General features: G+C 35.4%; 25 protein-coding genes and 1 tRNA gene. 24 read left to right on the forward strand and 2 right to left on the reverse strand.

Features of this window, described 5'->3' with window-relative positions; all coding sequences use genetic code 11:
• Nucleotides 1-76 precede the first annotated feature (76 nt).
• Nucleotides 77-1,012, reverse strand: a complete 936-nt coding sequence (gene rnhC, locus OCL94_RS04965) for a ribonuclease HIII (RefSeq protein WP_262995193.1) — start codon at nucleotides 1,010-1,012, stop codon at nucleotides 77-79.
• A 106-nt stretch (nucleotides 1,013-1,118) separates the two neighbouring features.
• On the opposite strand from rnhC, the gene zapA reads away from it, so the two are divergent.
• From zapA to OCL94_RS05035, 14 genes are all read left to right on the forward strand, one after another.
• Entirely contained in the window at nucleotides 1,119-1,394 is a 276-nt protein-coding gene (gene zapA / locus OCL94_RS04970; protein WP_262995195.1) for a cell division protein ZapA, read from the forward strand.
• Nucleotides 1,387-1,938: a CvpA family protein gene (locus tag OCL94_RS04975; RefSeq protein ID WP_262995197.1), complete on the forward strand. Its 552-nt coding sequence runs from the start codon at nucleotides 1,387-1,389 to the stop codon at nucleotides 1,936-1,938. Before zapA ends, OCL94_RS04975 begins: the two co-directional genes overlap by 8 nt.
• 46 nt (nucleotides 1,939-1,984) lie before the next feature.
• A complete protein-coding gene (polX, locus tag OCL94_RS04980) occupies nucleotides 1,985-3,691 on the forward strand; it encodes a DNA polymerase/3'-5' exonuclease PolX (RefSeq protein ID WP_262995199.1) in 1,707 nt (568 codons plus the stop codon).
• A gap of 4 nt (nucleotides 3,692-3,695) precedes the next feature.
• A complete protein-coding gene (locus OCL94_RS04985; RefSeq protein ID WP_262995201.1) occupies nucleotides 3,696-6,032 on the forward strand; it encodes an endonuclease MutS2 in 2,337 nt (778 codons plus the stop codon).
• Between the two features lie 213 nt (nucleotides 6,033-6,245).
• Nucleotides 6,246-6,560, forward strand: a complete 315-nt coding sequence (trxA, locus tag OCL94_RS04990; RefSeq protein ID WP_233680486.1) for a thioredoxin — start codon at nucleotides 6,246-6,248, stop codon at nucleotides 6,558-6,560.
• 103 nt (nucleotides 6,561-6,663) lie between these two features.
• The gene (gene uvrC, locus OCL94_RS04995; RefSeq protein WP_262995204.1) at nucleotides 6,664-8,472 is read left to right on the forward strand and encodes an excinuclease ABC subunit UvrC; all 1,809 of its coding nucleotides are present in this window, start codon (nucleotides 6,664-6,666) and stop codon (nucleotides 8,470-8,472) included.
• A 220-nt stretch (nucleotides 8,473-8,692) separates the two neighbouring features.
• A complete protein-coding gene (locus tag OCL94_RS05000; protein WP_262995206.1) occupies nucleotides 8,693-9,304 on the forward strand; it encodes a succinate dehydrogenase cytochrome b558 subunit in 612 nt (203 codons plus the stop codon).
• 29 nt (nucleotides 9,305-9,333) lie between these two features.
• Complete coding sequence (gene sdhA / locus OCL94_RS05005; protein WP_262995208.1) at nucleotides 9,334-11,100, forward strand: succinate dehydrogenase flavoprotein subunit; 1,767 nt, start codon at nucleotides 9,334-9,336, stop codon at nucleotides 11,098-11,100.
• 2 nt (nucleotides 11,101-11,102) lie between these two features.
• Complete coding sequence (gene sdhB, locus OCL94_RS05010; RefSeq protein ID WP_262995210.1) at nucleotides 11,103-11,867, forward strand: succinate dehydrogenase iron-sulfur subunit; 765 nt, start codon at nucleotides 11,103-11,105, stop codon at nucleotides 11,865-11,867.
• Nucleotides 11,868-12,230: 363 nt separating this feature from the next.
• Nucleotides 12,231-12,665, forward strand: coding sequence for a MarR family winged helix-turn-helix transcriptional regulator (locus OCL94_RS05015; protein ID WP_262995212.1), 435 nt, complete (start codon nucleotides 12,231-12,233; stop codon nucleotides 12,663-12,665).
• Complete coding sequence (racE, locus tag OCL94_RS05020) at nucleotides 12,665-13,471, forward strand: glutamate racemase (RefSeq protein ID WP_262995213.1); 807 nt, start codon at nucleotides 12,665-12,667, stop codon at nucleotides 13,469-13,471. The genes OCL94_RS05015 and racE overlap by 1 nt, the downstream gene beginning before the upstream one ends.
• Nucleotides 13,468-14,052 carry an XTP/dITP diphosphatase gene (locus OCL94_RS05025; protein WP_262995215.1) on the forward strand — a complete coding sequence of 195 codons (585 nt, stop codon included), beginning with the start codon at nucleotides 13,468-13,470 and terminating at the stop codon, nucleotides 14,050-14,052. The genes racE and OCL94_RS05025 overlap by 4 nt, the downstream gene beginning before the upstream one ends.
• 2 nt (nucleotides 14,053-14,054) lie before the next feature.
• The gene (locus tag OCL94_RS05030) at nucleotides 14,055-14,555 is read left to right on the forward strand and encodes a metallophosphoesterase family protein (protein ID WP_262995218.1); all 501 of its coding nucleotides are present in this window, start codon (nucleotides 14,055-14,057) and stop codon (nucleotides 14,553-14,555) included.
• Between the two features lie 280 nt (nucleotides 14,556-14,835).
• A tRNA-Arg gene (locus OCL94_RS05035) sits at nucleotides 14,836-14,909 on the forward strand.
• 21 nt (nucleotides 14,910-14,930) lie between these two features.
• On the opposite strand, the gene OCL94_RS05040 is transcribed toward OCL94_RS05035, so the two are convergent.
• Nucleotides 14,931-15,668 carry an NAD-dependent protein deacylase gene (locus tag OCL94_RS05040; RefSeq protein WP_262995220.1) on the reverse strand — a complete coding sequence of 246 codons (738 nt, stop codon included), beginning with the start codon at nucleotides 15,666-15,668 and terminating at the stop codon, nucleotides 14,931-14,933.
• A 283-nt stretch (nucleotides 15,669-15,951) separates the two neighbouring features.
• Here OCL94_RS05040 and OCL94_RS05045 point away from each other — a divergent pair, with 283 nt between their 5' ends.
• The 10 genes from OCL94_RS05045 (at nucleotide 15,952) to hemB (ending at nucleotide 26,033) form a co-directional block, all read left to right on the forward strand.
• Nucleotides 15,952-16,572, forward strand: coding sequence for an NUDIX domain-containing protein (locus OCL94_RS05045; RefSeq protein ID WP_262995222.1), 621 nt, complete (start codon nucleotides 15,952-15,954; stop codon nucleotides 16,570-16,572).
• Nucleotide 16,573: 1 nt separating this feature from the next.
• Nucleotides 16,574-17,536 (forward strand): hypothetical protein, encoded by a 963-nt coding sequence (locus OCL94_RS05050; protein WP_262995224.1) that lies wholly within the window; start codon nucleotides 16,574-16,576, stop codon nucleotides 17,534-17,536.
• 132 nt (nucleotides 17,537-17,668) lie between these two features.
• Complete coding sequence (gene tig, locus OCL94_RS05055; protein ID WP_262995226.1) at nucleotides 17,669-18,952, forward strand: trigger factor; 1,284 nt, start codon at nucleotides 17,669-17,671, stop codon at nucleotides 18,950-18,952.
• A gap of 221 nt (nucleotides 18,953-19,173) precedes the next feature.
• A complete protein-coding gene (gene clpX, locus OCL94_RS05060) occupies nucleotides 19,174-20,430 on the forward strand; it encodes an ATP-dependent Clp protease ATP-binding subunit ClpX (RefSeq protein ID WP_262995228.1) in 1,257 nt (418 codons plus the stop codon).
• Nucleotides 20,431-20,536: 106 nt separating this feature from the next.
• Nucleotides 20,537-21,127, forward strand: coding sequence for a ribosome biogenesis GTP-binding protein YihA/YsxC (yihA, locus tag OCL94_RS05065; RefSeq protein WP_262995231.1), 591 nt, complete (start codon nucleotides 20,537-20,539; stop codon nucleotides 21,125-21,127).
• A 96-nt stretch (nucleotides 21,128-21,223) separates the two neighbouring features.
• Entirely contained in the window at nucleotides 21,224-22,564 is a 1,341-nt protein-coding gene (gene hemA, locus OCL94_RS05070) for a glutamyl-tRNA reductase (protein ID WP_262995232.1), read from the forward strand.
• 8 nt (nucleotides 22,565-22,572) lie between these two features.
• The gene (locus OCL94_RS05075) at nucleotides 22,573-23,406 is read left to right on the forward strand and encodes a cytochrome c biogenesis protein (RefSeq protein ID WP_262995234.1); all 834 of its coding nucleotides are present in this window, start codon (nucleotides 22,573-22,575) and stop codon (nucleotides 23,404-23,406) included.
• 15 nt (nucleotides 23,407-23,421) lie between these two features.
• Nucleotides 23,422-24,354, forward strand: coding sequence for a hydroxymethylbilane synthase (gene hemC, locus OCL94_RS05080; RefSeq protein WP_262995236.1), 933 nt, complete (start codon nucleotides 23,422-23,424; stop codon nucleotides 24,352-24,354).
• A gap of 12 nt (nucleotides 24,355-24,366) precedes the next feature.
• Nucleotides 24,367-25,050, forward strand: coding sequence for a uroporphyrinogen-III synthase (locus tag OCL94_RS05085; protein WP_262995238.1), 684 nt, complete (start codon nucleotides 24,367-24,369; stop codon nucleotides 25,048-25,050).
• Entirely contained in the window at nucleotides 25,050-26,033 is a 984-nt protein-coding gene (gene hemB / locus OCL94_RS05090; protein ID WP_262995240.1) for a porphobilinogen synthase, read from the forward strand. Before OCL94_RS05085 ends, hemB begins: the two co-directional genes overlap by 1 nt.

Here is a 26,033-nt window from a genome sequence, read left to right on the forward strand (position 1 = left end):
TAATATACCAAAGCAAATATACAAATATGAGTACACCAAAAGTCATATAAAGGTAGTCCATCATAATTAATACCTCCTATTTTTTCTTATTCACTAAAGCCAGTGCTTTTGCACGATTCTTAAAATCTTTTTTTGTCACACTATCCAAATATGCAATGCCCTTTTTCTCGATAATCTTTGCAGCTTCAAAGTCAACTTTTGCACCGGCACCTTTTGTTATATGGATACCAGTCTCACGAATGATTTCATCGTAATACTTAACAAATGCATATCGTGCAATGATTGAACTCGCTGCGATTGCTATTGATTTCGATTCACCTTTTGTTTCAAAGCGTGTTTTGTCACGTTCCGGAATCGCAGTCAATGCATAATTCTCATAAACGCCTTGCACTGCAAATTGATCAATGACAATATAATCTAGTGGCTCACCATCCATTTTCTTCAATACATTCGTAATGGCTTGGTTATGTAACACTGCTTTCATTTTAACTTGAGACCAGCCAAGTGCTTTACGCTCATTATATTTAGGATTATCTAACACGAGTAATGAATGCGGAATGATAGGAATGATTTGTTCTGCTAATTCAATAATTTTATCATCTTTTAAATTTTTTGAATCCATCACACCAAGTACTTTTAATATTTCAGCATGCTTCTTATTAACATAACTCGCAACAACGGTCATCGGCCCGAAGTAATCTCCGGAACCTGCCTCATCACTACCGATACAATTAAATCCATCGTAACTGATTGAATTGCTACTTGTAGATTTCTTTTTCTCACTACTTTCACCTGCAACCTTAATCCCGGCATCGCGAAGTAATTTCAAAGCAACTGCCTCACTTGCACTGCCTTGCACCATCAATTTATTTGAAGAATAAACAGTCACCGTTTGTCCTTCGATTTTCTTCCTATATTTCGAACCTGGTGGTAAATTACTATCACTGCCTGGTAAAAATTGCATTAATTTATCAGCAGTTTTCGCATCTAATTGATATACATTTGAGCTCATTTCGACATCACTCCGTTATTTTTGTTCATCTGTACGTTTTTATTGTATAACTTCCTCTAAAAATGGTAACATAAACAGTAATAAATGACGATGTTGGAGTGATTTTATGGGAGAATTTAAAAATCGTATCACTGTAACGATATATGACCAACATTATACAATTTTAGGTGAAGATGAGCCAAGTCATATTAGACATGTAGCAAGTCTCGTAGATGACCGAATTAAAGCAATTGCGCGCATGAGTGCTGGTTTAGACACGTCTCGTAAAGCAGTACTGGCAGCAGTAAATATAATGGATGATTATGTGAAGTTACAAGAAGAACACGAATTATTAAAGCAAAAGTTAATCAATTTAGAAAGAACAGGCGAGCACAATGATTAATTTATTATTATTATTTTTCTTAATCTTAGGCACTGTCATTGGGTTAAGAAGAGGATTAATTTTACAATCGCTGCATTTAATCGGTACGATAGGCGCATTTATTGTTGCGCGTATGTACTATGCACCTTTAGCTCAAAAAATGGAACTCATAATTCCATTTCCTTCTGCTGAGGGGAATTATAAATCAGCATTTTTAAATATGGTGACGAATGAAATGACATTTTATAATGTTGTGAGTTTTATTATTTTATTTTTTATCACAAAAGTTATCTTACAAATGGTTGCTACGGTGTTTGATTATATAGCTCAACTACCGATATTAAAGCAATTGAATGCGATGCTCGGTGCAGTCCTTGGATTTGTTGAATGTTATTTATTATTATTTATCGTATTATTTTTATTTTCAATGATGCCAAACGGCTGGATACAAGCACATTTAAATGGAAGCTTTATCTCAAATATTATTGTGAACTATACACCTATATTGAGTGGCATCGCTAAGTCATGGTGGGAAACAGTCGGTGTGATTAGTATATTCAATTAAAGTCATAGGCAAAGATGTCTATGACTTTTATTATGGAGGGACATGTATGTTAAATAAAAAAGATTATATAAAGCAACTCGAAACGATTGCGACTTATTTAGAACTATCAGGAGAAAATCCCTTTAAGATTTCAGCTTACAGAAAAGCAGCTGCGAATATCGAAACATTCCAAGGTGATATCAATACACTTTCGAATTTCACTGAAATCAAAGGTGTAGGTAAAGGAGTAGCAGAAGTATTAGAAGACATTAAACAAAACGGGGAAGCTACTTTACTCCATACTTTAAAAGCATCAACGCCACAAGGTTTAATTCAAATGTTAAAAATTCGAAATCTTGGTGCTAAAAAAATTGTTAAAATAAACGATGCACTTGGTATTGAAGACATCGATGCGTTGAAACAAGCATGTATCGATCATAAAGTAAGTGCATTACCGGGTTTCGGTAAGAAAAGTGAAGAGAACATTTTAAAAGGTATTGAAGAAATGCTGACGATGACAGAGCGATTAAGTATTTATCAAATGCATCAAATGACATCGATGATTGATGATTATTTATCACTTTCTGAAGATATTCAGCAATTCAATGCAACAGGTAGTTTCAGACGTAAAAATGAATTTTCAGGTGATATAGATTACATCATTGAAACAACGAATCGCGAGGCAACTGCTGAATTTATCAGCAAAGCACCATTCATTAAAGCAGTTGAACTGCAAGGAAACGAAAAGATTACTGTTCAAGTGGAACGTGATGATTTAATCACAACAGCGGACTTTAGATTCATAGATCGCGCAGGTTATGCTCATATGTTACAACACTTTACGGGGAGTAAAGAACATAATATTCGCATTCGTCAACTGGCTAAAGATAATAATGAAAAAATCAATGAATACGGGATTATACAATCAGATGGCACGCTAATTCAATACAAATCTGAACAAGAAATTTACGAGCATTTCAATGTAGCCTATATTCCGCCTGAAATGCGTATCGATGGTACTGAATTTGAAATACAAAATCAGAATGAAATCATTACGCTACAAGACATTAAAGGTGATATTCATATGCATACAACTTTTAGTGACGGTGCACATTCAATAGAACAAATGATTGAAGCAGCGATTCTGAAAGGTTATGAATACATAACGATTACCGATCACTCAAAAAGTTTATATGTCGCAAATGGTTTATCAGAAGAACGCCTGCTTGAGCAAAATGCATTGATTAAGTCATTCAATAAACAATATAATGAAATTGACATCTATTCAGGTATTGAGATGGATATTTTAGCGGATGGTTCCATGGATTACAGTGATGATATTTTAAAAGAACTGGATTATGTCATTGCAGCAATTCATCAGTCACTCACACAACCTGAAGAAGATATTATGAAACGCCTGACCAATGCTTGTCACAATCCATATGTACGCCATATCGCGCATCCAACGGGGCGCTTAATTGGCAAACGTCAAGGCTATGCAGTAAATATTGAGCAACTTATTCAAGTCGCACAAGATACGAATACTGTACTGGAAATAAACGCACATCCGATGCGTCTCGATTTATCTGCAGACATATTAAGACAATATCCAGATTTACAATTAACCATTAACACAGATGCACATGCGATGAACCAGCTTGATTTAATGCCTTACGGTGTAGGCACAGCCATTAAAGGTCGTGTGAAAAAGAATCAAGTCATCAATACGATGGATCGAGCTGCATTTAAAGAATGGGTAACAAAAGGGAAGTAACGAAATGAATAAAAAAGCATTAAATATATTAGAATATGATAAAATCATTGCACGTGTTGTTGCATTTGCACAAAATGAATTATCTACACGTAAGCTTCAGGCAATGCATCCAATGGCTGATATTAATGAAATTCATAAAATGATAGAACATCTTGAAGAAGCACGCCTGATTGAAATGGGACAAAGCGAACCAGGAATGAGCATGCTCTCTGATATTGATGGACTTGTACGCCGTGCAGTTATCGGTTCAGTGTTATCAGTCGTTGAACTGAATAAAATAAAAAATAATATTAAAGTCATTAATCGCTATAAAACATACATCTTCAATCAATATGAAGAGCGTGAAGTAGAAATTCCATTAATCTATAACCAGCTCAAAAACTTGCCGACAACGACAGAACTAGCAGAATCAATTCAAGCAAAGTGTGATGAAACAAGTCTTTATGACAATGCTTCTTCAGAACTGGCTCAAATACGTCAGGAAATGAATCGAATCAACCGTAAAATTAAAGAAAAGCTTGAACAAATCGTTAGAAGTTCGAATAACCAGAAAAAATTGTCGGACGCTATTGTAACTGTACGTAACGGTAGACAAGTTATCCCTGTGCGAAGTGAATATAAACAAGACTTTCCGGGTATTGTGCATGATACGTCATCAAGTGGACAGACATTCTATATTGAACCGAATAGTATCGTACAATTATCTACGGAATTAAGCAGTGTGACACATCGCGAGCAAGAGGAAGTAGAGCGAATTCTATATGAACTCACAAATGAAGTTGCAGCGTATGACAATGCATTAACTTATTCAACACAAGTGCTTGCAGAATTTGATGTTAATTTAGCGAAAGCGAAATACGGTAACCGTAATAAAATGGTGATGCCGAATATTGCTGAAGAGCGTACAATCGATTTACCACAAGCGTGGCATCCATTATTACCTCGTGAGACGGTCGTTAAAAATAATATCGTCTTTTATCCGGACGTACAATCAGTCATTATTACTGGTCCGAATACCGGGGGTAAAACTGTTACATTAAAGACGGTCGGATTAATTATTTTAATGGCGCAAAGTGGCATGATGATTCCAGCATTTGAGGGTGCTACGATCAGCGTGTTTGATGAAGTATTCTGTGATATTGGTGATGAACAATCAATTGAACAGTCACTGTCAACATTCTCAAGTCATATGACAAACATTGTTTCAATATTAGAGCACATGACTGAAACTAGCTTTGTTATGTTTGATGAATTGGGTGCCGGAACTGATCCTGCAGAAGGTGCTGCACTTGCGATGAGTATATTGGACCGTTGCTTAAATCGTGGTGTCATGACGATGGCAACGACGCATTATCCGGAATTAAAAGCTTATAGTTATAATAGGGAAAATGTAATGAATGCGAGTGTAGAATTCGATGTTGAAACATTAAGTCCGACATATCGATTATTGATGGGGATACCAGGGAAAAGTAATGCGTTTGATATCGCTAAAAAACTAGGACTAGATTTATCGATTATTAAGTCAGCACGTCAAATGATCAATATGGATAATAAAGAAATCGATAATATGATTGCTTCACTTGAGAAGAACGCAAAGCAAATTGAAGATGACCGTGTGTTAACAGAAACATTAAAGTTAGAAGCACAAAATCTGCATAAAGATTTAAATAAAGCATTCACTACTTATGAACAACAGAAAGACAATTTAATCGAAAATGCCAAACAACAAGCGAATGACATCGTGAAAAAAGCTGAAAAAGAAGCCGATGAATTACTGAAACAATTAAGAGCATTAAAATCGAATGTTGATATTAAAGAAAATGAACTTATCGAACAACGTTCTAAATTATCGGGTATGTATCACGAAACAAAGATAAAAGAAAATAAAAAGTCGACAAAAAATGAAGTTATCGTCAAAGGCGATCATGTTAAAGTATTAAGTTACGGTCAAAAAGGCGTCATTTTAGAAGTCGATGGTGATGAAGCGGTTGTTCAGATGGGCATCATTAAAATGAAATTACCATTAAATGAACTTGAAAAAGAAAAGGCACCGAAACAAGATAAAGTGCGCGTTGTACCTCGTGCCAATCGTCAAACGATAAAAATGGAACTGGATATTCGTGGAGAACGTTATGAAGATGCCCTTTATAAAGTAGAACAATATTTAGATCAGGCCATATTATCAAACTATAGTCAAGTAACGATTATACATGGTAAAGGAACGGGTGCGCTGCAAAAAGGTGTGCAGCAATTTTTAAGAAAATCTAAAGCAGTCAATTCATTTAGAGGTGGCATGCCATCTGAAGGTGGATTTGGTGTGACAGTTGTTGAATTAAAATAGAAAGTAAGGTGTATCAATGGATAACTTTGATATGTACAAGCTTGCGAAAGTATTGATTGGTGTTTCTATTGTTATGTTAATCGCAGGGATTATCTATTTATTTGTTGCTTTATAAATTTTGAAATGAAGTGTGAGCAAAACGGGTGACCGATGCATGTTATTTTGCTATACTCCATTTATATTAATTAAGCATTACTAGGAGGAAAATATATTATGGCTATTATTACTGGAACAGATACAAATTTCGAAGAGAATATTAAAGAAGGCGTTACGTTAGTAGACTTCTGGGCACCTTGGTGTGGACCTTGTAAGATGATTGCACCTGTATTAGAAGATTTAGCGAAAGACGTTGAAGGTAAAGCGAACATCGTTAAAGTTGATGTAGATGAAAACCAGGAAACAGCTGCTAAATTTGAAGTAATGAGTATCCCTACGTTAATCGTATTTAAAGACGGACAAGCTGTAGATAAAGTTGTTGGTTTCCAACCGAAAGAACAATTACAAGCTGTTTTAGAAAAACATTACTAAGATGAAGCTAAAAAAATAATATTTTTTAAGAGTGAAATCTTTTGATTTTGCTCTTTTTATTTTGATGTGTTTTACTAATGATAAGTAAAGAGTGGTGATAATAATGGAAGATTATGAATTAAAGATTAAAAGAAAGCTTGCCGTCCTTCCGAATGAACCGGGATGTTACCAGATGAAGGATAAGAATGGACAAGTGATTTACGTCGGTAAAGCGAAGAATTTGCGTAATCGCGTACGTTCATATTTTACGGGGGCACACGATGAAAAGACGACGCGTCTCGTATTGGAAATTCGTGACTTTGAATTTATCGTGACGAATACTGAAATTGAGTCGTTGCTTTTAGAGCTCACATTGATAAAGAAATATTATCCAAGATTCAATATTTTATTAAAAGATGATAAAAGTTACCCCTTTATTAAAATTACGAAAGAGAAGCATCCGAGATTACTCGTAACACGTACTGTAAAAAAGAATAGCGGGAAATATTTTGGACCGTATCCGAATGCATACGCAGCACATGAAACGAAGAAATTGCTAGATCGCATTATACCACTGAGAAAGTGTAATAACTTGCCTGATAAATTATGCTTGTACTATCATATCGGTCAATGTTTAGGGCCTTGTGTATATAATGTCGAAGAACAGCAATATCGTCATTATATTCAAGTCGTAACAGACTTTTTAAACGGACATGATACAGCAATTATTGATGATTTACGTGAAAAGATGAATGATCGCGCTGAGAAATTACAATTTGAAGAAGCGAAAGAATATCGTGATTTAATCGCACATGTAGAGTCGTTAATGTTTAAACAAAAAATGATGACTAGTGATATGACAACGCGTGACGTCTTCGGTTATTCAGTTGATAAAGGCTGGATGTGTATTCAAGTATTTTTCATTCGACAAGGGAACTTAATTGAACGAAAAGTAACAATGATACCACTTATTGACGATTCTAAATCCCATTTTTATAACTTTATCGGACAGTTTTACGGTTTGGCTGAGAATTTATTACCGGCAGAAGTGCATATTCCGACAGGACTAGATATTGATATGATTAAATCTGTGGTAGATACAAAGGTGATTCAACCACAACGCGGTAAGAAAAAAGAAATGGTAGATTTAGCTGTTAAAAATGCAAGTATCGCATTATCTAATAAATTTGAAATAATAGAACGTGATGAAGAACGAACGGTGAAAGCCATTGAAGAGCTTGGCAATATCATGGGTATTGAAACACCAGTCAGAATCGAAGCATTTGATAATTCAAATATTCAAGGGGTCGATCCAGTAGCAGCGATGGTTTGCTTCGTGGACGGGAAACCTTCGAAACGCGATTACCGCAAATATAAAATAAAAACCGTAACTGGGCCTGATGATTACGAAAGTATGCGTGAAGTTGTGCGTCGAAGATATACGCGTGTACTGAAAGAAAACTTACCATTACCGGACCTCATTGTTGTCGATGGTGGGAAAGGGCATATGAGTAGTGTAATCGATGTGCTGGAAAATGAACTGAATCTCGATATTCCAGTCGCAGGTTTAAAGAAGAATGATAAACATATGACAGCCGAATTATTGTACGGTGAAAATTATGATATCATTCCATTAAATAAGAAAAGTCAAAGTTTTTATTTGCTACAACGTATACAGGATGAAGTGCACCGATTTGCGATTACATTCCACAGAAACACGCGCCGTAAGACAGGATTATCGTCTCAGTTAGATGCAATTGAAGGAATCGGACCGAAACGTAAACTGATGTTAATGAAACACTTTGGATCTGTGAAACGTATAAAAGAAGCGACAATTGACGAAATTAATCAATTGGGCGTGCCTATTAAACTGGCAACTGAAATTCACACAGTATTAAATGCGGTTCAAACCGAACCAACAAAAAATAAGTAGTTAAAAAATTAAATATAACAGAAAAATGTTTGTGAAATAAACTAAATGAGAATCATTTTCATATGCCACAACCCGTTAAAGAGTGGTACAATGATGATGAAAATTAAATTCACAAACTTTTTTTTATACTTAAATGTAATCGGTTTCTTGATTTACCGTTTGAACAAGCGTATCATTGAATTTGTGAATTTACTTAATAAGATTGTAGGGGGGACTTCACTTGGCAAGCTCAGAAAAATCATTTGCATTACGTAGGTTACATTCATTACTTGGAGTGATTCCATTAGGTGTGTTTTTAATTCAGCATTTAGTGATTAACCACTTCGCAGTAAATAGTCCGGAAGCATTCGATAAAGCTTCAGACTTTATGTGGAACTTACCATTTAAGATTGTATTAGAAACGGTTGTTATTTATTTACCAATTTTATTCCATGCAATCTATGGTGTATATATTGCTTTCACATCTAAAAATAATGTCACGCATTATTCAACATTTAGAAACTGGATGTTCTTATTACAACGTGTGACAGGTATTATTGCTTTTATCTTTATCGCAATTCACGTATGGCAAACACGTGTACAAGCAGCTTTAGGACATCATATTAATTATGATATGATGCATGATATTTTTACAAATCCAATTAACTTAATTGGTTATGTGATTGGTATTGTAAGTGTTATCTTCCACTTCTCAAATGGATTATGGTCATTTGCTGTAAGCTGGGGTATTACACAATCTGAAAGATCACAAAAAGTAATGATGGGTGTATCAATAGCAGCATTTGTTGTGATTACATTTATCGGATTACGTGCGTTATTTGCATTTATTTAGGATTAGAAATTTAGGGGAGTGACAATATAATGGCAAAAAGTAATATCATTGTTGTCGGCGGTGGATTAGCCGGACTTATGGCGACAATTAAAGCAGCAGAAGCGGGTACAAGCGTAGATTTATTCTCTTTAGTACCAGTGAAACGTTCTCACTCAGTATGTGCACAAGGCGGTATTAATGGTGCCGTTAATACGAAAGGTGAAGGAGATTCTCCATTAATTCACTTTGATGATACGGTATATGGTGGGGATTTCTTAGCGAACCAACCGCCAGTGAAAGCAATGACAGAAGCAGCGCCAGGCATTATTCATTTATTAGACCGAATGGGCGTTATGTTTAACAGAACTCCTGAAGGTTTACTTGATTTCCGTCGTTTCGGTGGTACGTTATATCACCGTACAGCATTCGCTGGTGCGACTACTGGACAACAGTTACTATACGCTTTAGATGAGCAAGTACGTAAATTTGAAGTGGAAGGTTTAGTGACGAAGTACGAAGGCTGGGAGTTCTTAGGTGCGGTAATTGATGACGAAGGCGCTGCACGCGGTATCGTTGCGCAAAACTTAACAACATCTGAAATTAAATCGTTCGGTTCTGATGCTGTCATTATGGCGACAGGTGGACCTGGTATTATCTTCGGTAAATCAACGAACTCAATGATTAACACAGGATCTGCAGCTTCAGTTGTGTATCAGCAAGGTGCAATTTATGCTAACGGTGAGTTCATTCAAATTCATCCGACAGCAATTCCTGGTGATGATAAATTACGTTTAATGAGTGAATCAGCGCGTGGTGAAGGTGGACGTGTCTGGACATATAAAGACGGTAAGCCTTGGTACTTCTTAGAGGAAAAATACCCAGACTACGGTAACTTAGTACCGCGTGATATCGCAACACGTGAAATCTTTGATGTATGTGTGAACCAAAAGTTAGGTATCAATGGTGAGAACATGGTATACCTTGATTTAAGTCATAAAGATGCACATGAATTAGACGTAAAACTTGGTGGAATCATCGAAATTTACGAAAAATTCACTGGAGATGACCCACGTAAAGTACCGATGAAAATCTTCCCGGCAGTACATTACTCAATGGGTGGAATTTGGGTAGACTACGATCAAATGACGAATATTCCAGGTTTATTTGCAGCAGGTGAATGTGACTACTCTCAACACGGTGGTAACCGTTTAGGAGCGAACTCATTATTATCTGCGATTTATGGTGGTATGGTTGCCGGACCAAATGCGATCAAATATATTAAAGGTTTAGAGAAATCATATACTGATTTACCTGAAGAAATTTATTCACGTAAAGTTGAAGAAGAACAACGACGCTTTGATGCATTATTGAATATGAAAGGTACTGAAAACGCATATAAACTGCATAAAGAGCTTGGTGAAATTATGACAGCGAACGTTACAGTGGTGCGTCATAATGATCGATTATTAGAAACAGATAAGAAGATTGTTGAATTAATGGAACGTTATCATGATATCGATATGGAAGACACTGCTTTATGGAGTAACCAGGCAGTATTCTTTACACGTCAATTATGGAACATGTTAGTGTTAGCACGTGTTATGACGATTGGTGCATACAACCGTAATGAATCACGTGGTGCACATTATAAACCTGAATTCCCGGAACGTAACGATGAAGAATGGTTAAAAACAACTATGGCGAAATTTAAAGGAGCGAAAGAAGCGCCTGAATTCTTCTATGAACCAGTTGATGTTAGCTTAATTCCTCCTCGTGTACGTGACTACTCTAAGAAGTCGACTAAAGGGGGTAAATAAATATGGCAGAAAAAACGATTGAATTAATTATTACACGTCAAAAAGATCAAAATTCTAAGCCATATGAAGAAAAATTCGTTATTCCTTACCGTCCGAATATGAACGTCATTGCGGCGCTTATGGAAATTCAACGTAACCCTGTAAATGATAAAGGGGAAAAGACAACACCTGTTACATGGGATATGAACTGTTTAGAAGAAGTTTGTGGTGCATGTTCTATGGTCGTGAATGGTAAAGCACGTCAATCATGTTCTACAATCATTGATACGTTAGAACAACCCATTCGTTTAGCGCCAATGGCAACATTCCCTGTCATTCGTGACTTACAAGTGGACCGTTCAAAAATGTTCGATAACTTAAAACGTGTTAAAGCATGGGTACCAATTGATGGTACGTATGATTTAGGGCCAGGACCACGTATGCCAGAGAAGAAACGTCAAACAGCTTATGAATTATCTAAGTGTATGACTTGTGGTGTGTGTTTAGAAGTATGTCCGAACGTTAATGCGAATTCTAAATTCATGGGTGCACAACCAATTTCACAAGTACGTTTATTCAACTTACATCCAACAGGAAGTATGAATAAAGATGAAAGAATTCATGCGTTAATGGAAGAAGGCGGCTTAGCTGAATGTGGTAACTCACAAAACTGTGTAAGAAGTTGTCCGAAAGGCATTCCTTTAACAACTTCAATTGCTGCGATGAACCGCGAAGCAACGTTCCAAATGTTCAAATCGTTCTTTGGATCAGACCATCAGGTGAATTAAGAGGCTATCTGAAATGCGTTTAGGACCGAACAAATTGGAAGCCACACCAAGAAATCGCTCTTTGATTTCGAAGGTGAGGCTGAAATTTGACGAGGTCCTGCATTGAAGATGCCGTATGGAGAGGCTATCGAACTTGCGTTTAGCCCTAAGCAAAAAAAGAAACTCAACCGTAAATCGTTCTTTGATTTAGGTTGAGTTTTGTTTTTGTCGAGAGGGCTGCAAGTGAGATGCCGTTTGGAGAGGTTATCTGAAATGCGTTTAGAACCAAGCAAAAGATTTTGAGGTATTTATTTATCTCAAAATCTTTTTTTATTTTGCCAATATTTGATATGATAATTATAAAGGTGAATTGAGGTGCTAGTAGTGGATCAAACGATTATTACATTAGAATTTGAGTTGCGTCGTTTAGCGGATATTATTAAGAACGAAGGGCGTAGCGAACTTAAAAAACACAATATTACGGATACACAGTTTATTGCGATTCAATGGATTAAAGAAGCGGGTCCATTAAATATTGGAACGCTTGCAAAACATATGAATTTAGCAGTTTCATCGACATCAGAGCTTGTTGATACGTTAAGTGCGCATGGGTTTGCAGAACGTATTAAAAATTTAGATGATCGACGTAAAGTGAGCATTCAGTTAACAGATAAAGGTGCAGCGATTATCAAAGCAGTGATCTTAAAAAGACAAAACTATTTAAATAACTTAATACATGAAAGTAATAGTGAAGCATTACCCGCATTACAAGAACTTATACATACGTTGTATAGTGCAACAGAAGAAGGTGGAAAGTAGTGTCAGCTCCAATTGGTGTCATCGATTCAGGTGTCGGGGGATTAACTGTTGCGAAAGAAATTATGAGACAGTTACCGAACGAATCGATTTGTTATTTAGGGGACGTTAGTCGTTGTCCATACGGTCCACGTCCACCTGAGCAGGTTAGAGATTATACAATTCAACTTGCTGAATTTTTACTTACGAAAAATATAAAAATGCTTGTAATTGCTTGTAACACAGCGACAGCTGTCGCGTTAGAACCTTTACAAAAGATGTTGTCAATTCCTGTTGTCGGCGTCATTGAACCTGGTGCCAGAACAGCTATTATGACAACGAATAACAATCATGTACTCGTGTTAGGGACGGAAGGTACAATAAAATCGGAAGCGTATCGTAAGAAAATAAAAACGATTAATCCTAAAATTGAAGTTAACGGTGTTAGCTGTCCCGGGTTTGTTCCGCTTGTTGAGCAAATTAGGTACAAAGATCCTACCATCTCGAATATTATTATCCACCAAACATTACGTAATTGGCGCCATGATAAAAGTGACACAGTAATACTGGGATGTACCCATTATCCGCTTTTACAAGGTTATATAGAGAAATATTTCGAAGGTGAAAAGAAAGTGATTTCATCTGGGTTAGAAACAGCACGAGAAGTGAGTGCTTTACTGACGTTTAGTCAGGAACATGCGAATTATAATGAGAAACCACAGCATGAATTTTATGTTAATGGTGAAACAGAGAAGTTTGCACGAATCGCAAAAGAATGGTTAAACGATGAAGACTTACAAATACATTCAATACACTTGGAGGACATATGAAAGATATCGTAATTGCAACAGGTAACCAAGGTAAGATTAATGACTTTAAACATATTTTTAAAGACTATAATGTTATAGGTATTAAAAGTTTAATTCCAGATTTTGATGTAGCAGAAACGGGCACGACGTTTGAAGAGAATGCAGCGATTAAATCTGAATACGGTATGAAATTATTAAATAAAATTGTTATTAGTGATGATTCAGGATTAGAAGTTGATGCTTTAAATAATGCACCGGGTGTATATTCAGCGCGCTATTCAGGTGAAGGTGCAACTGACGAGAAGAATTTACAACTCGTGTTAGAAAACATGAAAGGTAAAGAAGATAGAAACGCGCGATTTATATGTGTGATTGCTGTTAGTATACCTGGTAAACCTACACAAACATTTCGTGGTGAAGTTGCAGGAACTTTGTTACATGAACCAAGAGGTGAGAATGGATTTGGTTATGATCCTATCTTCTATGTAGCAAGTCATGGTAAGACGACTGCTGAAATGACTGGTGCAGAAAAAGCGCAAATTTCGCATAGAGGTCATGCGATTCAAAAAATGCTGGATTCAGGCATCATCGAGGAGGCTTAATTATGAAATGGGTTGTAGTTAGTGATAATCATTCGATGAAAAATATTTTGACGGATATCGTGTCTATTCATGATGATGCAGATGTGTATATTCATTTAGGTGATTCAGAGTTTGATTATCGAGATGTTGAATTAAAGGATTATATTAAGATTAGAGGGAACTGTGATTATAGTAAAGACTTTCATGATACGTATGAGTTACAACAAAATGATATCAATGCATTTTTAACGCATGGGCATTTATATCAAGTTGGTCATGGGCGTGCTCGTCTTGCACATGCAGCGAGTGATGTGAATTGTCAATTGGCATTGTATGGGCATTTGCATGTGAAACGTGTTGAAGTGATTGATGGTGTGGTTTGTATTAATCCTGGTTCAATTGCTCAATCGAGAAGTGATGAAGAGGAGACTTATGCTGTTTTAACTTTTGATGAAAGTGATAAGATGGTGACATTCTATAATCAGCATCATGAAATAGTTGGGAAAGAGATATTAATTTTTTAGCAATAATGTCATGTTATAAGTTTAAAGGTATGTACAACTAACTACTTTTGTTTAGAACATATCTAAATTGTACCTATATACTGCTGTGGTGAATAATTTATGATTCACTTCAGTATTATATAGGTATTTTTTATGTTGAAGTATCAAATAATTTATATTATATATACGAAAAATGTGTAAATATACTTTATTTATTATGCTTATTAATTAATTTCTTTACTAAATGTTGTTGACTTTATCGGCTAAAGTTGATTATAATTAATCTTGTCTTAAAAATGATGTCCTGGTAGCTCAGCTGGATAGAGCAACGGCCTTCTAAGCCGTCGGTCGGGGGTTCGAATCCCTCCCAGGACGCTAAAAAACCGCTAAATTTGTTTAGCGGTTTTCTTTTTGCACTTTTTTAAATACATTACTAATACTATCCTCAAACACTATCGCATCATGTCTTACTGCTCTCAACGGTGTTTTATTAATAACAACTAAGTGTTGGCCTTGAAACAGATCGACAAATCCTGCTGCGGGATAAACTGATAGTGAAGTACCTGCAACAATGAGCATGTCTGCGTTTGTAATGGCTTGTATCGCGGCTTCAATTGTAGCACCATCTAATGCTTCTTCGTACATTACTATATCGGGTCGAACGATGCTATTGTCTTTTGGGCATCTTGGTATGCCATTATGGTCTAGCATGAGTTCATCTAGATTATAATTTGTATTGCATTCAACACAATAGTTGTTGATCACTGTACCATGTAATTCAAGCACATTAGTAGATCCAGCTGCTTGATGTAATCCGTCTATATTTTGCGTTACAACAGTAACGGCTTTACCTTCATCTTCTAATGTTTTAAGAAATGTATGTGCAAGATTAGGTTGGGCATCTGGATATACTAATTTTTCAAAATGGAAATCGAAATATTGTTCTGGATAGCGTTTAAAAAATGAATGCGAAATGATTTGTTCCGGTGTAAATTCAGTATTTGTTTCCTGCATAAAGATTCCGTTTGCTGAACGGAAATCTGGTATCCCACTTTCAGTTGATACACCAGCACCACCAAAGAATACGATACTTTTACTGTTTTGCAGTGCGTCTTTGAATTGTTGAATCGACATGTATAAAATCCTTTCTATCTATATTTTTGTTATTATCTCTTTCTTTTTGATATTATTTTTTTATTGTTCAGATCTATGCATTAGCTATCATTAGTTTAACATTGCGCAATACCACCATCAATGATTGCAACTATTTTTGCAACATCTATATAATTCATTTATAATCAATATTTACGAGGAATTGCATAATTGTGTAATACAGAAATAAGTAGTGTGTAATTATATTTGAGTTACTTATGAAATTTAGTTAAAATTTAATTAAGACAGATTTAAGGAGTAATATATGAACAAATTTGATGAACAAATCATTGTGGTCAATCGAGAAACGATTTTTAGCCATGAGAAGAATCATTTCAACGGTTTTATTTCAATAGAAGATCAAAAAGCACTGGAAATTTATGAAACATTGTCTAAGTATGAAGTGAAACGTCGTGGAGATATGGAAGAGGATCCTTCATATAAACAGTTAATTTCTTATTGTATTTTAGAGAATGAAAATGATGAAATCTTAGTTTATGAGCGTCTAACAGGCGGTGGAGAATCACGTTTACATGGATTAAGCTCAATCGGTATTGGTGGTCACATGAATCAGTTAGACGACACGCAAATTGAAGGTGTATTACTGGAGAACGCTGCACGTGAACTTGAAGAAGAGGTCGGCGTTAAAGATGTGAACCCGCAAAGTTTAAATTTAATCGGATTTATTAATGACGATGATAACGAAGTGGGGCGCGTTCATATCGGTTTAGTATTTAAACTGCGCGTGAAGCAGGATGAAGTATTTGTAAACGAAACGGATACGTTAAAGATTGAATGGAAGCCAGAACACACTTTAATGAAAGATGCAGAATATGAATCATGGTCTCGTATTATTATTGAATCTATTTATAATGTAGGTCATTAATATGTCTGACATTATTATTTTTCCGAAACTAAAAGGAAATTTAATGAACCAGATTCATACTGCAATGACAGCGCATCATTATGAACAAGCATATGACTTATTCAATGATTATGAGAAACATTTTGAATTAACAGAAGATGAACATTTATTAAAGCTAGATTGTTTATATCAGCTGGAAAGTTTTTTAGAATTACGTGAAGAATCCAGTATTTTACTCAATCAAGGTCATTATGCTTACGACAAAATTGTGCCGTACTTTATTGAAAGTTTACTTAAATTAAAGCAATATCAGACAGTTGTTGAATTAATTGATAGTTTACGCAGTGAGGATGTTGACCATAAAATTATTGTCTCACTCATGCCATTTTACGATGAGGCACATCATCAATTAAATAAACGCAATGCAGCACATATAAACTTTATTCGCACTTTCAAGGATAATGATGCGAACAAACAGCTATCATTAATTCTTGAACTGATTCAGACCGAAGATTACAGGTTTCAAATGAGCTTTGTACAGATGTTAGAACACAATATGCTACATCCTATGGTCAGCAGTATGATGTTAGAATACTTATTACAGTCAGGATATAAAGGTGAAGTGAAATTTAATAAACTTTCTCACGATTGTAGAATCCTTGTATCGGAATTATCATCGCTTGTGCAAACTGAACTGATGCAGGAAATCATGCCTGTTGTAATAGATTATTTTGAAGATCATAGTCCGGATATGGTGCAATTAATTGTTGAAACGATACGTCAGCATAATACGATTATTTATCCAATACGGTTGACCGAAGTGTTTAAATGTTCCAACGTGTCGTTAAAGGAAGCTTATATCCAATATTTTAACGCGCTGTTTCATTTGAATGAAGTGCATGACCAAAAGGGTAATAATACGCAATCTGATACTATTCGTATCATCGCATTATTAGAAAAATATAATATCTTGAATGAATATTAAAAAAATATTTAATGATTAATTCAAAATATGATATTATAGTTTGGAATATCAGCTTAATTAGTTGAAGCGATTGTGTTATATGCTATAATTAATGAGTTGAAAAAATTTTAGAATAACGTGGAGGAATGACACATGTCAGCAAAATGGGAAAAACAAGAAGGTAACGTAGGATTATTAACAGTAACAGTTCCTGAAGAGGAAGTTAAAACTGGATTAGATAAAGCATTTGCAAAAGTAGTTAAACAAGTAAACGTACCAGGTTTCCGTAAAGGGAAAATGCCACGTCAAATGTTTGAACAACGTTTCGGTGTAGAATCATTATTCCAGGATGCATTAGATTTCATCTTACCAGATGCATATGCTAAAGCTGTTGAAGAAGCTGGGATCAATCCAGTAGACCGTCCTGAAATCGATGTAGAGCAAATGGAAAAAGGTAAAGCATTAATCTTTACTGCTAAAGTTACAGTAGAACCTGAAGTTGAATTAGGTGACTACAAAGGATTAGAAGTTGAAAAATTCGAAACTGAAGTAACTGAAGAAGAATTAAACGAAGCAATCAATGCTGATTTAGCGCGTAAAGCTGAATTAGTAGTTAAAGAAGATGGGGAAGTTGTTGAAGGCGACGTTGTAAACTTAGACTTTGATGGCTATGTGAACGAAGAAGCATTCGAAGGCGGAAAAGCTGAAGGATACGATTTAGAAATTGGTTCTGGTCAATTCATTCCAGGATTTGAAGAGCAATTAGTGGGTACGAAAGTCGGAGAAGAAAAAGACGTTAACGTTAAATTCCCTGAAGAGTACCACGCTGAAGAATTAGCGGGTAAAGACGCAGTATTCAAAGTAAAAATTAACGAAATCAAATCTAAAGAAGTGCCTGAATTAGATGACGAAATGGCTAAAGAATTAGATGAGTCAGTTGATTCAGTTGATGCATATAAAGCGAAATACAAAGCGGATTTAGAAGAGCAAAAGAAATTACAAGCTGAAAACGATACGAAAGAAAGCTTAGTAATGCAAGCTGTTGAAAATGCTAAAGTTGATATCCCTGAAGCGATGATCAACACTGAATTAGATCGCATGATGCAAGAATTCGAACAACGTATTGCACAACAAGGTTTAAACTTAGAATTATACTTCCAGTTCTCAGGTCAAACTGAAGAACAATTAAAAGAAAGCATGAAAGCTGATGCTGAACAACGCGTAAAAACAAACTTAACTTTAGCAGCGATTGCAAACGCTGAAAACATCGAAGTGAGCGATGCTGATGTTGATGCTGAGTTAACAAAAATGAGCGAACAATTCGGAATGTCAGTTGAAGATATTAAAGCTGCATTAGGAAATGGCGCAATCTTAAAAGATGATTTACGCATCCAAAAAGCAATTGACGTTTTAGTTTCTGAATCTAAAACTAAATAATTAATTGATACGTTCTAAAATTTAATTTTTAGTATAAGTAGAATCCGAACAAACCGTAAAATCGCTTTTGATTTTCTCGTGTTTGTTCGGTTTTGTTTTAATAGCGCTTGTATGATTTTTTATATTGATAATGTGTATATGCCGAATCATCGCGTAAGATTTAAAAGTTTGCAAACCGTTGTAAACTTTAGTATATTCTTTTAAAGATAGGGGTGTTAAGTGTGTCTAAATTTAATGAAGAAGAAAACTTGAAATGCTCATTCTGTGGTAAGGATCAAGATCAAGTGAAGAAACTTGTTGCCGGTAGTGGCGTATATATATGTAATGAATGTATTGAATTATGTTCAGAAATCGTTGCTGAAGAATTAAAAACGGTTGAACATGAAGAAATTACGGAAATCCCTAAACCACACGAAATGTTAGCACTATTAGATGAATATGTTATTGGTCAGACGAAAGCGAAAAAAGCGTTGTCTGTTGCAGTGTATAATCATTACAAACGTATTTTCAAACCGATGGCGGAAGAAGATGTTGAATTACAAAAAAGTAATATCGCATTAATTGGTCCGACAGGTTCTGGGAAAACGTTACTTGCGCAAACGTTAGCGCGCTCTTTAAATGTGCCGTTCGCGATTGCAGATGCAACAAGCTTAACAGAAGCGGGTTATGTTGGTGAGGATGTTGAGAATATTTTACTGCGTTTAATTCAGGCAGCTGACTTTGATATTGAGCGTGCTGAAAAAGGAATTATTTATGTCGATGAAATCGATAAAATTGCCCGTAAATCAGAAAATACATCGATTACACGTGACGTAAGTGGTGAAGGTGTGCAACAAGCATTACTTAAAATATTAGAAGGTACGGTTGCAAGTGTTCCGCCACAAGGTGGAAGAAAGCATCCAAACCAGGAATTCATACAAATTGATACTACGAATATTCTCTTTATTTTAGGTGGTGCATTTGATGGCATCGATGAAGTGATTAAACGCCGTCTAGGTGAAAAGGTCATTGGCTTTACTGGTATTAAAGAAAAGGATTTTGATGATGCGACTTTATTATCTCAGATCAAACCTGAAGATTTACAAAGTTATGGATTAATTCCTGAGTTTATCGGTCGTATTCCAGTAGTAGCAAACTTAGAACAACTGGATGTTGAAGCGCTTAAAAGCATCTTAACGCAACCCAAAAATGCTTTAGTTAAACAATATACAAAAATGTTAGCGCTGGATGAAGTTGAATTAGAATTTACTGAAGAAGCTTTAACAGCGATTAGTGAGCTGGCCATCGAACGTAAAACGGGTGCGCGTGGTTTACGTTCAATCATCGAAGAATCAATGCTGGATATCATGTTTGATATTCCTTCACTTGACAATGTGAAACGCGTTGTTATTACAGCGAAAGCGATTAAAGATAATGCAGCACCAGAAATGTATGATGCTGATAACAATTTAATCAACGATGTCGTAACATCTGCATAATCAACCTGCCTTTTTGGCGGGTTTTTTATTTTTCAAATCAATTGGCATTATTTTTTATTGAAATCGTGTATAATAGTAAGATGTAAATTAAGGACAGGAGAAAGACATGAATATTAATCCAAACAATGTAGAAATATTAATCAGTGCTGTGAAACCAGAACAGTATCCGGATACAGGTTTACCAGAGGTCGCTTTAGCAGGACGCTCAAACGTCGGGAAATCTTCATTTATCAATACGATGATTGGTCGAAAAAGTATGGCACGCATTTCTTCTAAACCAGGTAAAACACAAACGCTCAATTTCTTTAAAATTGATGATCAACTTGTGTTTGTAGATGTACCAGGTTATGGTTATGCGAAAGTTTCCAAAACTGAACGTGAACGCTGGGGAAAAATGATTGAAACGTATTTGACGACACGTGAATCGTTAGCTGTTGTCATTCAACTTGTTGATATTCGACATAATCCGAGTCAGGATGATCGATTGATGTATGATTTCTTAAAGCATTATGAAATCCCGGTCATTGTCATTGCGACAAAAGAAGATAAAATTCCTAAAGGAAAAGTTCAAAAGCATTTAAAAATCATTAAACAAGATTTAGATATGGATGCTGAAGATACATTAATCAGTTATTCATCATTAAGCAACGCAAAGAACGGACTTATATTAGAAGCAATTTCAAAATATCTCGACTAATTATGAATATTTTGTGACGTATTTTAAGTTATTGTAAATAATAATCTCATAAAATGTTAATATAAAAGTAATGGCAAAATTTTGGGGGCGGAATACATGCATATTGTTGTTGTGAGTGTAAATCACAAAACAGCGGATGTGAGTTTAAGGGAGAAGCTTACATTCTCAGATGATATGATTGAACGCGCACATAGTGCGTTAATTAATCAAAAATCTGTACTGGAAGGTGTTATCCTATCTACGTGTAATAGAACTGAAATTTATGCTGTAGTTGACCAGGTACATACAGGAAGATATTATATTAAGTCTTTCTTATCAGAATGGTTTAATGTAGATATTGATACAGTAAAATCTGTTACAGACGTAAAAGTAGGAAATTCGGCAATTTATCATTTATTTAAAGTGATTACCGGATTGGATTCAATCGTATTAGGTGAAACACAAATATTAGGGCAAATTAGAGATAGCTTTTTAATGGCACAATCGGAAGGTACAACGGGTACTATTTTTAATAAATTATTTAAAGATGCAATCACGCTTGCAAAACGTGCGCATGCTGAAACAGATATTTCTTCAAAAGCTGTATCTGTATCATATGCAGCTGTCGAATTATCTAAAAAAGTGCTCGGCTCACTTGAAAATAAAAAAATATTAATCATCGGTGCAGGTGAAATGGCAGAACTCGCATTAGAGAATTTAGTAGGTTCTGGTGCAGCTGAAATCACTGTAATTAACCGTACTGCAGAAAAAGCGATGTCACTTGCTGATAAATATGGTGGTCGTCAAAAATCAATGGAAGAACTACAATGTGCATTAATTGAAAATGATATCGTTATTTCTTCAACAAGTGCACAAGACTTTATTATTACGAAACCAATGATGCAGGATTTAATCAAACTACGCAACAATCGTTCGATTATCTTAATTGATATTGCAGTGCCACGTGATATTGATCCGGCGGTGAACGACTTAGATTTAATCTTCAATTATGATGTCGATGATTTGAAAGGTTTAGTTGATGCAAATTTAGCAGAACGTCAAAAAGCAGCACAAACAATCGAAACAATGATTGATATACAAATCGAAGAGTTTATCAACTGGATTAACATGCTCGGTGTTGTCCCTGTGATTACAGCGTTACGTGAGAAGGCATTACGTATTCAGGAAACGACGATGGAAAGTATTGACCGTAAAATGCCTGATTTATCAGAGCGTGAACGTAAAGTCATTTCAAAGCATATGAAGAGTATTATTAATCAGTTGTTAAAAGATCCGATTTCTCAGGCGAAAGAAATTAGTGGGTCTGAAAATCGAGAAGCAGAACTGCAGTTTTTCCAGGATATTTTTAATATTTCAAATGAAGTAGAAAGTATCAATAAACAAGTACCGATGGTTCATCGTACAGAAGAGAGTTTCACTTTAAGTCCTAAACATTAGGTGATCATATGAATGAACTTTTATTAATGCGTTTACACGAAGCAATACTTATTCTCTATATGATAAGTATTGCTTGTTATTTCTTTGACTTTGTTCAAAAATCACCACGTTCAAAGCGCTATGGATTTTTATTATTACGTTGTGTGTTTGTAATGCAGTCTATTGCGATTATTTTATTTATTGTTATGGTAGGTCGTATTCCCATTGAAACAATTTACGAAGGGTTTTATTTTTTTACGTGGCTGATTATTCTGTTATCATTAATATTGTCAAAAGTCATTCAAACAGAATTTTTCATTTTTTTAATGAATTTAATTGGATTCATCTTTATGATGATCCATACGTTTCAACCCCTTGATTTATCAACTGGGACTACTGTATCACATATGATGAATGAATTATTATGGATTCACGTCACACTTGCCATCGTATCATATGTTATGTTTTTAATAGCAGCATTACATGCGGTGTTATACTTATTTCAAGTATATCAATTGAAACGCAAGAAATTTAACCATAAATTTTTTAGAATTAGTGACTTAGAAAGTTTAAATCAATTGGTACAAAAGTTCTCGATCATCGGTTGTGTAATGCTCTTAATCTCATTGATATTAGGGATTTACTGGGGGATTACATTTGAAGGGAATTCAATCTGGACTGATTCTAAAGTTTTAAGTTCAATTCTTCTCGTTATCGGATATGGTAGTTATATTTATTTACATCAGAAACATAAATTAATGATGCATAGGCTAATGGATATTAATATAATGCTGTTTTTGTTTATGCTAATTAACTTTTTAATTATTTCTCGTTTTTCAGGATTTCATCAACTATTCTATTAAACTTTGGAGGCTATTATGAAAAAATTTATCGTCGGTTCACGACGCAGTCAATTAGCATTGACACAAAGTAAACAATTTATCGATCTATTAAAAGCAAAAAATCCAGGTGTTGAAATAGAAATAAAAGAAATCGTGACGAAAGGTGACAAAATTGTTGATGTTCAACTTTCAAAAGTAGGCGGCAAAGGATTATTTGTAAAAGAAATTGAAGCTGCACTTTACAATAAAGAAATAGATTTCGCGATACATTCTTTAAAAGATGTACCGAGTGAATTGCCGGAAGGTTTAACATTAGGATGTATACCAGATCGTGAAGATCCAAGAGATGCTTTTATTTCAAAAGGACATATCAAATTAGCAGACTTAAAAGAAGGCGCGATCATTGGGACAAGCTCTTTACGTCGTGGTGCACAACTGTTAAATCAATATCCACATCTAAAAATTGAATGGATTCGTGGTAATATCGATACACGTCTAAAAAAGCTTGAAACTGAAAACTTTGATGCGATTATTTTAGCGGCAGCAGGATTAAATCGTATGGGCTGGAGTGCAGATGTCGTAACTGAGTATTTAGACCCGGAAACGATGTTGCCAGCGATTGGACAAGGTGCATTAGGCATTGAATGTCGTATCGACGATTTAGATACGTTATCATTGCTTGCTACAGTGCATAATAGTGAAACAGAAATTTGTACACAAGCAGAACGTGAGTTTTTAAGATTGATGGATGGGAGTTGCCAAGTACCGATTGCCGGTCACGCGAATATGAAAGAAGATGAAATTGAGTTCACAGGACTCATTATGTCACCAGACGGTAAAGAAAAACATAAAATCACTGAGCGCGGTATTGACCCGATTCAGTTAGGTGCGAAAGTAGCTGAAAGTATGCAACAAAGTGGCGCCCAAAAGATTATTGAAACTTTAAACAATACACCACAATCAAACTAGAGGATGGTTAATATGAAGCCAATTGTATTGATGACAGATAGTAAACCGTATAAGGACGAACGCGTAGAGATAATACATCTCCCGTTGATTGGGATTCAGGCCTTACCGATACAGACTATTCGTCCTCATTATGATTGGCTTATTTTTACGAGTAAGAATGCAGTAGACATATTCTTTAACAACTATCAGTCAACACAGTTTGATAAAATTGCGGCAATTGGCAGTAAAACAAAAGCCTATCTCGAACAAAATGGGTATTCAGTAGACTTTGTACCAACAGCATTTCATCAGGAATGTTTTATTGAAGAAATGAATAATCGGTTTGATGGATTAAATGTGTGTTTACCAGTATCGAGTAAAGCAAGGCCTAAAATGTACAATGCATTGAAAAGTTGTGCGAATGTCGATAAAATTGATTTATACATGCCGATAGAAAATAAAGTCAATTTATTAAAAGCAGAAACTTTAATCATAGAAAATAAAGTGAATTGGGTGACGTTTATGTCACCATCAAGCGTACTGGCATACGAGAATCATGCGTGGTTTGAAGCTGTTTCAGTAATGGCCATTGGTTCAGTAACGAGTCAAGCTTTAGAAAGTATCGGTATTGCACATTATGTCAGTGCGTATGAAACGAAAGAGAGCATGATTGATACGATTCTTAAAATAGAAAATGAAAGAAAAGGTGAATGTTAATGAATTTTGATCGTCATAGAAGACTGCGTTCTTCAATTAATATGAGAAACATGGTACGTGAAACGAGTGTAGCGAAGCGAGATTTAATTTATCCGATCTTCGTTGTTGAAAAAGATGACGTAAAAAAAGAAATCCCTTCAATGCCAGGTATTTACCAATGGAGTTTAAATATAGTCGAAGAAGAAATTAAAAATGCTTATGATTTAGGCATTCGTGCGATTATGTTCTTCGGTATTCCTAATCATAAAGATGCATGTGGTACAGGTGCATTTGATGATGATGGTGTCATTCAGAAAGCAACACGCTTAGCGAAATCATTATATCCAGATTTATTAATTTTAGCGGACACGTGTCTTTGTGAATATACTGACCATGGTCATTGTGGTGTATTAGATGATCATACGCATGACGTAATTAATGATGAAACATTACCATTACTTGTGAAGACTGCGGTATCACAAGCGAAGGCAGGCGCAGATATTATAGCGCCAAGTAATATGATGGATGGTTTCGTCGCTGAAATTCGTAAAGGATTAGATGAAGCAGGTTTCTTAAATGTACCGATTATGAGTTATGGTATTAAATATGCTTCAGCATTCTATGGACCTTTCCGTGATGCTGCTGAAAGTGCACCGAGTCATGGTGACCGTAAGACGTATCAAATGGATCCTGCGAACCGTTTAGAAGCGTTACGTGAACTTGAAAGTGACGAAAAAGAAGGTTGCGACATGATGATTGTAAAACCTGCTTTAAGTTACTTAGATATTATTCGTGATGTACGTAACAACAGTAATTTACCAATCGTCGCTTATAACGTCAGTGGTGAGTTCTCAATGACGAAAGCGGCAGCTGCAAATGGCTGGATTGACGAAGAACGTGTTGTGATGGAACAGATGATTTCTATGAAACGTGCAGGTGCAGATATGATTATTACGTACTTCGCGAAAGATATTTGTAACTACCTAGATAAAGGAGACTATTAA

The sequence above is a fragment of the Macrococcus capreoli genome (assembly GCF_025628935.1).
Lineage (GTDB): Bacteria > Bacillota > Bacilli > Staphylococcales > Staphylococcaceae > Macrococcoides > Macrococcoides capreoli.

Coding starts and splice junctions, on each gene's coding strand:
- rnhC (WP_262995193.1), bottom strand. CDS start 1,012: ATGAGCTCAAATGTATATCAATTAGATGCGAAAACTGCTGATAAATTA.
- zapA (WP_262995195.1), top strand. CDS start 1,119: ATGGGAGAATTTAAAAATCGTATCACTGTAACGATATATGACCAACAT.
- OCL94_RS04975 (WP_262995197.1), top strand. CDS start 1,387: ATGATTAATTTATTATTATTATTTTTCTTAATCTTAGGCACTGTCATT.
- polX (WP_262995199.1), top strand. CDS start 1,985: ATGTTAAATAAAAAAGATTATATAAAGCAACTCGAAACGATTGCGACT.
- OCL94_RS04985 (WP_262995201.1), top strand. CDS start 3,696: ATGAATAAAAAAGCATTAAATATATTAGAATATGATAAAATCATTGCA.
- trxA (WP_233680486.1), top strand. CDS start 6,246: ATGGCTATTATTACTGGAACAGATACAAATTTCGAAGAGAATATTAAA.
- uvrC (WP_262995204.1), top strand. CDS start 6,664: ATGGAAGATTATGAATTAAAGATTAAAAGAAAGCTTGCCGTCCTTCCG.
- sdhA (WP_262995208.1), top strand. CDS start 9,334: ATGGCAAAAAGTAATATCATTGTTGTCGGCGGTGGATTAGCCGGACTT.
- sdhB (WP_262995210.1), top strand. CDS start 11,103: ATGGCAGAAAAAACGATTGAATTAATTATTACACGTCAAAAAGATCAA.
- OCL94_RS05025 (WP_262995215.1), top strand. CDS start 13,468: ATGAAAGATATCGTAATTGCAACAGGTAACCAAGGTAAGATTAATGAC.
- OCL94_RS05030 (WP_262995218.1), top strand. CDS start 14,055: ATGAAATGGGTTGTAGTTAGTGATAATCATTCGATGAAAAATATTTTG.
- OCL94_RS05040 (WP_262995220.1), bottom strand. CDS start 15,668: ATGTCGATTCAACAATTCAAAGACGCACTGCAAAACAGTAAAAGTATC.
- OCL94_RS05045 (WP_262995222.1), top strand. CDS start 15,952: ATGAACAAATTTGATGAACAAATCATTGTGGTCAATCGAGAAACGATT.
- OCL94_RS05050 (WP_262995224.1), top strand. CDS start 16,574: ATGTCTGACATTATTATTTTTCCGAAACTAAAAGGAAATTTAATGAAC.
- tig (WP_262995226.1), top strand. CDS start 17,669: ATGTCAGCAAAATGGGAAAAACAAGAAGGTAACGTAGGATTATTAACA.
- yihA (WP_262995231.1), top strand. CDS start 20,537: ATGAATATTAATCCAAACAATGTAGAAATATTAATCAGTGCTGTGAAA.
- hemA (WP_262995232.1), top strand. CDS start 21,224: ATGCATATTGTTGTTGTGAGTGTAAATCACAAAACAGCGGATGTGAGT.
- OCL94_RS05075 (WP_262995234.1), top strand. CDS start 22,573: ATGAATGAACTTTTATTAATGCGTTTACACGAAGCAATACTTATTCTC.
- hemC (WP_262995236.1), top strand. CDS start 23,422: ATGAAAAAATTTATCGTCGGTTCACGACGCAGTCAATTAGCATTGACA.
- OCL94_RS05085 (WP_262995238.1), top strand. CDS start 24,367: ATGAAGCCAATTGTATTGATGACAGATAGTAAACCGTATAAGGACGAA.
- hemB (WP_262995240.1), top strand. CDS start 25,050: ATGAATTTTGATCGTCATAGAAGACTGCGTTCTTCAATTAATATGAGA.